This is a genomic window from Burkholderia sp. Bp8963, from assembly GCF_003854275.1.
GTDB lineage: Bacteria > Pseudomonadota > Gammaproteobacteria > Burkholderiales > Burkholderiaceae > Burkholderia.
The window spans coordinates 1-8,161 of sequence record NZ_QTQP01000105.1 but is presented as its reverse complement, the minus strand read 5'-3'; the positions used below and the strand labels follow the sequence as shown (position 1 = coordinate 8,161).

The window sequence follows — 8,161 nt, the reverse complement described above, 5'->3', positions numbered from 1 at the left end:
TGGCGCAGTGCGCGCCGACGGTCAAGAAGGTGTCGCTGGAGCTGGGCGGCAACGCGCCGTTCATCGTGTTCGACGACGCCGATCTCGACGCGGCCGTGCAGGGCGCGATCGCATCGAAGTATCGCAATAGCGGCCAGACCTGCGTGTGCACGAACCGCTTCTACGTGCACGAGGCCGTGTACGACCCGTTCGCGGAGAAGCTCGCGGCAGCCGTCGGCCAGCTGAAGGTCGGGCGCGGCACCGAGCCGGGCGTCACGCAAGGCCCGCTGATCAACGAAGCGGCCGTGCTGAAGGTCGAGGCGCACATCGAGGACGCGCTCGCGAAGGGCGCGACCGTCGTCACGGGCGGCAAGCGCCATGCGCTCGGCCACGGCTTCTTCGAGCCGACCGTGCTGACGGGCGTCACGCCCGCGATGAAGGTGGCGAAGGACGAGACGTTCGGCCCGCTCGCGCCGCTGTTCAAGTTCAGCAGCGACGACGAAGTGATCCGGTTCGCGAACGACACCGAGTTCGGCCTTGCCGCGTATTTCTACAGCCGCGACATCGGCCGCGTGTGGAAGGTCGCCGAAGCGCTCGAATACGGGATGGTGGGCGTGAATACGGGCCTGATCTCGAACGAAGTCGCGCCGTTCGGCGGCGTGAAGCAGTCCGGTATGGGACGGGAAGGTTCGCACTACGGGATCGACGATTACGTCGTCGTCAAATACCTCTGCCTGGCGGTTTGATCAGGTAAATCGCAACCGTGGCGCTTGAGCAATCAGGCGCGCAGTCAATCTGCCCGGCAATCCGCCGACATCCACGCGCGCTCGCCAGCCAAAGATAAATTAATTGTGATCACTCCCCGCTGCAAAATTTTGCACAATGGCGACAGGGCGGCATCCCGCCGCTATCCACCCTGACCCTGACCCTGACGCGCCGCGCGGCGCCGCCAACCCGCCATGGACCACCCGAAACGCATCCTGATCGTCGAGGACGACGCCGACATTGCCGACGTGCTGAGCCTGCACCTGCGCGACGAGCGCTACGAGGTCGTGCACAGCGCGGACGGCGCCGAGGGCCTGCGGCTGCTCGAGCAGGGCAACTGGGACGCGCTGATCCTCGACCTGATGCTGCCGGGCGTCGACGGCCTCGAGATCTGCCGGCGCGCGCGCGGGATGCAGCGCTATACGCCGATCATCATCACCAGCGCGCGATCGAGCGAGGTGCACCGGATCCTCGGCCTCGAACTGGGCGCCGACGACTATCTGGCAAAGCCGTTCTCGGTGCTCGAGCTGGTCGCGCGGGTCAAGGCGCTGCTGCGCCGCGTCGATGCACTCGCGCGGGATTCGCGGATCGATGCCGGCACGCTCGACGTCGCGGGGCTGTCGATCGACCCGATCGCACGCGAGGCGAGTGTCGACGGCGTGCGCATCGACCTGACGCCGCGCGAGTTCGACCTGCTGTATTTCTTCGCGCGGCATCCGGGGAAGGTGTTCTCGCGGATGGACCTGCTGAATGCCGTATGGGGCTACCAGCACGAAGGCTACGAGCACACCGTCAATACGCACATCAACCGGCTGCGCGCGAAGATCGAGGCCGATCCGGCCGAGCCCGCGCGAATCCTGACCGTATGGGGCCGCGGCTACAAGCTGGCCGCGCCGGAGCAGCGGGACGCGCCATGAAGCTCACGCTCACCCAGCGGCTGTCGCTCGTGTTCTCGGTGCTGCTGCTCGCGTGCTCGGGCGCGTCGGCGTGGCTGCAGATCCGCGCGAACGACATGCGCGAAATGGAAGTCGTGCAGGGCCTGTCGCGCGATCTTGCCGCGCACATCGCGAACATCACGCCGCTGATGGACGCGAACGGGCTGCGCCCGGACGCCGTACGCACGCTGTTCGGGCAGCTGATGGGCGTGAACCCGAGCGTCGAGGTGTACCTGCTCGACAACGCCGGGCGGATCAAGGGCGACGATGCGCCGCCCGGGCACGTGAAGCGCGACCGCGTCGATCTCGCGCCGGTGCAGCGCTTCCTGGCGGGCGAGCCGCTGCCGATCCTCGGCGACGACCCGCGCAGCCCGAATGCGCACAAGATCTTCAGCGCGGCGCCGCTGCGCCGCGCGGGGCAGGCGCCGGCGGGCTACATCTACGTGGTGCTGCTCGGCGAGGCGCACGACAAGCTCGCCGCGCGGTTCGACGCCGGTAACGTGCTGCGCACGACGCTGTGGTCGATGGCGCTCGTCGCGCTGCTCGGCCTGCTGGCGGGCCTGACCGCGTTCAGCTTCATTACGCGGCCGCTGCGCCGGCTGACCGATGCGATGCGCCGCTTCGACGCCAACGGCGAACCCGACACGCAGCCGCCCGTGCCGCGCTCGGCGTCCGGCCGGCGCGGCGACGACATCGTGGTGCTCGAATCGGCGTTCGCGCAGATGGCCGACCGGATCGGCGAGCAATGGCGCGCGCTGAGCCGGCAGGACCAGCAGCGGCGCGAGCTGATCACGAACATCTCGCACGACCTGCGCACGCCGCTCACATCGCTGCACGGCTATCTGGAGACGCTGACACTGAAGGCCGGCACGCTCGACGACGTCGAGCGCCGGCGCTACCTGTCGATCGCGCTCGCGCAGAGCGCGAAGGTCGGCCGGCTCGCGCAGGCGCTGTTCGAACTCGCGCGGCTCGAATCGGGCGGCGTGCAGCCGGCGCCGGAAGATTTCTCGCTCGTCGATCTTGTGCAGGACGTGTTCCAGAAGTTCGAGCTGGCCGCGAAGGCGCGCGATGTCACGCTGCGCGCGCAGATTCCGGCGCGCGTGCCGAACGTGTCGGCGGATCTCGGGATGATCGAGCGCGTGCTGACCAACCTGCTCGACAACGCGCTGCGGCACACGCCCGAACATGGCGAGATCGAGATCGCCCTCGAGTTGCGCGACGGCAAGGTGGTGGTGACGGTCTCGGATACCGGCACGGGGATTCCGCCGGAGCGGCGCGAAGGCCTGTTCCAGCGGCCGCAGCGGCCGATCAGCGCGGGCGGTGCGGGTGGCGCGGCATTGAGCGGCGGGCTCGGGCTGCTGATCGTGCACCGGATGCTGCTGTTGCATGGCAGCGCGATCCGGCTGATCGATCGGGCCGGGCGGGGGGCGGTGTTCGAGTTTGCCTTGCCGGTGGCGTATGGCGCGGGCGACGCCGCGAACCGTTCCGGGGCGGCGCGCTGAGACGTCGGCCGCGCCGCTCACGTCCCCCGATTGCGTCGCACGTCGCTCGGCGTCTTGCCGGTCCAGCGCTTGAACGCATGCCGGAAACCGACCGCATCGCTGAACCCGAGCGTCGCCGCGATGTCCTCGGTGCTGAGCGAGGTCGTGCTCAGGTAGTCGATCGCCAGCGCCTTGCGCACGCTCGTCAGCAGTTCGCTGTATGACGTGCCTTCGGCCTCGAGCTTGCGGCGCAGCGTGCGCGCGGTGATGCACAGGGTCTGCGCGATCGCGTCGATGTCCGGAAACTGTCCTGGCGTGCGCGTGAGCTCCTGATAGACGCGGCGCGTGACGCCCGACTGCGTGCGCAGTTCGTCGAGCAGGTGCGCGCAATGCGACGACACTTGCGCGGCGGTCATCGGGTTGGCGAGCTGCGGCGCGCGCGACATCCACGCGGCCGGGTAGCTGAGCAGGTTGCGCGGCTGATCGAACGCCAGCGGGCATTCGAGCGCGTCGGACAGCATCGCCGCATGCGGCGGCTCCGGCTGCGTGAACTGCGCACGCGCCGGCACGCACCACGTGCCCATCACGTCCTTGATGATCGTCACGTGCAACGCGAACTGCATGTCGATCAGGAAGCGGTACAACGGCTCGTCGAGACAGGGCAGCGGCGTCGTGTCCCGGTCGGGGAACAGCCACGACACCATGTCGCCCTGCGCGACCCAGCGGATCTCGAGCATGCGGTTCGCGATCTGGTGATACTTGACGGCCGACTCGAACGCGTGGGCCATCGACTCCGAGCACAGCATCGCGTAGCCATACATCCCGTAGCTCGACGCATGCAGCCGGTGCCCGACCCGCACCCCGAGATCGGGGCCGCCGTATGCGCGGATCGCGTTGTGCGCGGCCGTCAGGAACTGCTGCGACGACGTCAGCGTGAACGGATCGGCGACGGCGGCCGTATCGAGGCCGGTCCCTTCAAGCACCGCGTCGGGATCGATCCCCAGGTCCGACGCGACCGCGAGCAGCACCGCGAGCTTGGACGGCGAGAAGCGTTTCTCGCGCAGCACGGCGGGCGGTGCGGCGGGCTGTATGGCGGGCGGTGTGGCGCTCGGCAACCGGTCGCCGGGTGGCCTTGTCTGCTTCGGTTTCAACAGCGCATCGTGCGGCATGACTGTATCCTGAGTCCGATTCGATATCGATTCCGGGTACGCGATTCTGCTCCCGAACGCGCCGCGTCGCATCAGGGTTCACCCTGAGTGCGGCCGCTGCACACCGGCCGGATCGCCCGGTGCACGCGGCGGAGCGGAGTGCCACGCCGACGCTCGCGAATGTGCGTGTTGTCCGTTTCGATCATCTTTGCGGCCGCGTCGATCATTTGCAACGCGCGGCCGGTGGGCGATAGTCGGCGTTCGTGAGACGGCCTGCGCCCGGGCGGGACGGGCGTCGATCGAGCGGCGCCAGCATCGATCCGGGAGCAGTTCCCGCGATGCGCGAAACCGGCGCGCCGGCCGCCCAAGGATACCTACATGATCAAGAGACACTGGATCCAGTCATATGGCTCGATCCCCGCCGAGATCGAAGCCGATCGTCACTCCTCCCTACCTGCGCTGCTCGACGACGCGATGCGCCGCTTTGCCGGCCAGCCGGCGTTCCGCACGGCCGGCCAGACGCTGACCTACGCGGACGTCGACCGTCTGTCGACCGCGCTGGCCGCCTATCTGCAGCAGGTCGTCGGGATCCGCAAGGGCGATCGCGTGGCCGTGATGCTGCCCAACGTGTTCGCGTTTCCGGTCGTTTTCATCGCCGTCGCGAAAATCGGCGCGATCCAGGTCAACGTCAATCCGCACTACACCGCGCGCGAGCTCGAGCATCAGCTCAACGACGCGGGCGTCGAGACGATCGTCGTGTGCGGCGGCTCGACGCGCACTTTCGCGGACGTGATCGCCAACACGCGCATCCGGACCGTGCTCACCGTGGGCCGTAACGATCTCGGCGTCATCGACGTGCCCGCCGACGCGCGCGAAGCGTTGCCGCGCGACGCGATCGCGCTGGCGGACGCACTCACCGAAGGGGAGCGGCTCGCTTATGAACCGGTCACGCTCGACGGCGACGACCTGCTGCTGCTCCAGTACACGGGCGGCACCACGGGGCTGTCGAAAGGTGCTGCGCTGTCGCACCGCAACCTGATCGCGAACATCGCGCAGTTCAGCGCGTTCGTGTCCGATGCGCAGCGGCCGGGCGAGGAAGTCATCGTCACCGCGATCCCGCTGTATCACATCTTCGCGCTGACGGTGAACTTCCTGTCTTACTTCGCGATCGGCGCGGAAAACTGGCTCGTCGCCAACCCGCGCGACATCGACGCGTTCATCGACTTGCTGAAGGCCGCGCGGCCGACGGTGTTCGTCGGCGTGAACACGCTGTACGCGGGGCTTGCGAACCACCCGCGCCTGACGGAGGTCGACTGGTCGCGCCTGACGCTGTCCGCGGGCGGCGGCACGGCGGTGATCGACGTGATCTCGTCGCGCTGGAAGGCCGTGACGGGCTGTTACATCCGCGAAGGCTACGGGCTGTCGGAAACGTCGCCCGTCGTCACGTTCAACCCGCAGTTCATCACCGAATTCACGGGCACGACGGGCCTGCCGCTGCCGTCCACCGACGTGAAGCTGCTCGACGACAACGACCGCGAGGCGGAAATCGGCGCGCCCGGCGAAGTCTGCGTGAAGGGCCCGCAGGTGATGCGCGGCTACTGGCAACAGCCGGAAGCGAACGCGAAGGCATTCACCGCGGACGGCTACTTCCGCACCGGCGACATTGGCGTGTTCGACGACAAGGGCTTCCTGAAGATCGTCGACCGCAAGAAGGACATGGTCATCGTGTCCGGCTTCAATGTGTACCCGAACGAGGTGGAAGCGGTCGCGACCGCGTTCCCGGGCGTTGCCGAATGCGCGTGCATCGGCGTGCCGGACGAGAAGACGGGCGAGGCGGTCAGGCTGTTCGTCGTCGCGGCGGAGGACGCCGCAATCACCGAAGCGGACCTGATCGCGCATTGCCGTGCGAACCTCGCCGCGTACAAGGTGCCGAAGGTGGTCCGCTTCGTCGAGCGTCTCCCGAAATCGACCGTCGGCAAGATTCTGCGGCGGGAACTCTCCAGCGTCGAGTGACGCGGCGGGGAGGGCGGGGAAGGCGGGGAAGGCGGCGCGGCATCGGGGCGGCCGCGTGAGCGCGCCGCCGCGCTCTCGCCGTGCGGGGCCATTCCCGGACGGCGCGCCGCAGGCGGGCGGACGCGCGCGCACCGCGCCGGCGCCTGCCGGGCCGCGCACCGTCCGCCCGCGCCGGGTCAAGTACAATGCCAGCGGTTCGTTGGACGTGTACGCCATGACCGGCCCAGATTCCAGTATTTCCCAGCCTGACCGTCCGTTGACGCCGCCGAGCGCGACGGTGCCGATTTCCCTCGTCAACGGTTTCCTTGCGAGCGCGGGCCTGCAACCCGACGTGATTCAGCGCTACCTGCGCGGGGCCGGCATCCCGAGCGAACTGCAGGGCGAACCGAATGCGCGCGTGACCGAGGAGCAGTTCTCGACGCTGTATCGCACGCTCGCGATCGACCTCGACGACGAGATGCCCGGTATCTTCTCGCGCCCGCTGCGCGGCGGCACGCTCAAATACCTGTGCCTCAGCCTGCTCGACGCGCGCAACCTCGAAACCGCGCTGCACCGCTTCGGGCAGTTCTTCCATCTCGTCCTTGACGATTTCTTCGTCGAATCGAAGCGCGACGACCTGCTCGGGCAGGTCGTGATCCGGCCGAATCCGGCCTTCGGCCCGATCGGTCCGCTTGGCCATGAGCTGATGCTGAAACTCGTGCACGGCGTGGGTTCCTGGCTGATCGGCCAGAAGATCCCGCTGCTGCAAATCGAACTCGCGTGCCCGCGGCCGCGCCATGCGGTCGATCACCTGTATTTTTTCTCGGGGCCCGTGCAGTTCGACTGCAGCCGCACGCTGATGCGCTTCAGCGCGAGCTACCTCGACGCGCCGATCCGGCAGAGCAAGCGCAACCTGCGCAAGTTCCTCGCCCGCGCGCCCGGCGACTGGATCTTCGAGTCGTTCAGCGAGCAGCTCGTCTGTCATCGCGTGCGGCAGTATCTGTCCGGTCAGTTGCCCGACCTGCCGACGATCGATCAGGCGGCCGCGAGCCTGCACTGCTCGGTGCGCACGCTGAGCCGGCACCTGCTGGGCGAAGGCACGACGTTCCAGGTGCTGAAGGACGAACTGCGACGCGACATCGCGATCCAGCGGCTCACCGATACGCAGGATACGATCGCGGCGATCGGCGCGGACCTCGGCTTCGACGACCCGAGCGCGTTTCATCGCGCGTTCCGGCACTGGACGGGCAGCACACCCGGGACTTATCGGCGGCGCGCGTAGGTGTCGCGACGCGCAGGCGCAGCGATGCAGGGCCGATCCACGCACGCTTCGTGTCGAAGGAAGTCCGGTCCGGTTTGCTGGGGATCGATGGTGAATTGCGCGACTCCGATGGTCAACTGGTGGCCGAGTCGCGTCAACTTGCGAAATTTCGCGAATTGCTGCAACGCACGGCGTGGCCGGTTTTGTCAGTACGTGGGCCGGATTTGACAATGGGAATCCGCCTGCTTGGGGTTAGGATTTGCCAAACGTCGCCAACCGCTGGCCGATTTTGCCGTATCGGATCGCGGGGCGCGCCTCACATTCACCGCCTGATTGGAAGATCGACCATGAGCTATACCGCCCCCGTCAAGGACATGCTGTTCGTGCTGAAGGAACTGGCCGGCATCGACGCCGTCGCGCAGCTGCCGGGTTTCGAGGACGCAGGCTTCGACACCGCGCAGGCCGTGCTCGACGAATCCGCGAAATTCTGCGGCGAAGTGCTGGCGCCGCTGAACGTCGACGGCGATCGCAACCCGAGCAGCTGGAAGGACGGCGAGGTGACCGCGACGCCGGGCTTCAAGGAAGCGTTCCGCCAGTTCG

Annotated in this window: 7 protein-coding genes; 6 read left to right on the top strand and 1 reads right to left on the bottom strand. The window is 67.8% G+C overall.

The annotated features are described in order from the left end of the window. The 3 genes from DID96_RS37105 to DID96_RS37095 form a co-directional block, all read left to right on the top strand. A partial coding sequence (locus DID96_RS37105) for an aldehyde dehydrogenase family protein (RefSeq protein WP_124604215.1) occupies positions 1–725 on the top strand: 725 nt, incomplete at its 5' end. A gap of 213 nt (positions 726–938) precedes the next feature. Continuing rightward, positions 939–1,661 carry a response regulator transcription factor gene (locus DID96_RS37100; RefSeq protein ID WP_124604213.1) on the top strand — a complete coding sequence of 241 codons (723 nt, stop codon included), beginning with the start codon at positions 939–941 and terminating at the stop codon, positions 1,659–1,661. Then, positions 1,658–3,181: a HAMP domain-containing sensor histidine kinase gene (locus DID96_RS37095; protein ID WP_124604211.1), complete on the top strand. Its 1,524-nt coding sequence runs from the start codon at positions 1,658–1,660 to the stop codon at positions 3,179–3,181. The genes DID96_RS37100 and DID96_RS37095 overlap by 4 nt, the downstream gene beginning before the upstream one ends. A gap of 17 nt (positions 3,182–3,198) precedes the next feature. On the opposite strand, the gene DID96_RS37090 is transcribed toward DID96_RS37095, so the two are convergent. Further along, positions 3,199–4,329 (bottom strand): AraC family transcriptional regulator, encoded by a 1,131-nt coding sequence (locus DID96_RS37090; RefSeq protein WP_124604209.1) that lies wholly within the window; start codon positions 4,327–4,329, stop codon positions 3,199–3,201. Positions 4,330–4,686: 357 nt separating this feature from the next. On the opposite strand from DID96_RS37090, the gene DID96_RS37085 reads away from it, so the two are divergent. The 3 genes from DID96_RS37085 to DID96_RS37075 all read left to right on the top strand — a co-directional run. After that, positions 4,687–6,321: an AMP-binding protein gene (locus DID96_RS37085; protein ID WP_124604207.1), complete on the top strand. Its 1,635-nt coding sequence runs from the start codon at positions 4,687–4,689 to the stop codon at positions 6,319–6,321. A 199-nt stretch (positions 6,322–6,520) separates the two neighbouring features. Then, on the top strand, positions 6,521–7,582 hold the full coding sequence (locus DID96_RS37080) for an AraC family transcriptional regulator (RefSeq protein ID WP_260464167.1): 1,062 nt from the start codon (positions 6,521–6,523) through the stop codon (positions 7,580–7,582). Between the two features lie 326 nt (positions 7,583–7,908). After that, on the top strand, positions 7,909–8,161 hold a 253-nt coding region (locus DID96_RS37075; protein ID WP_185732495.1), incomplete at its 3' end, for an acyl-CoA dehydrogenase N-terminal domain-containing protein.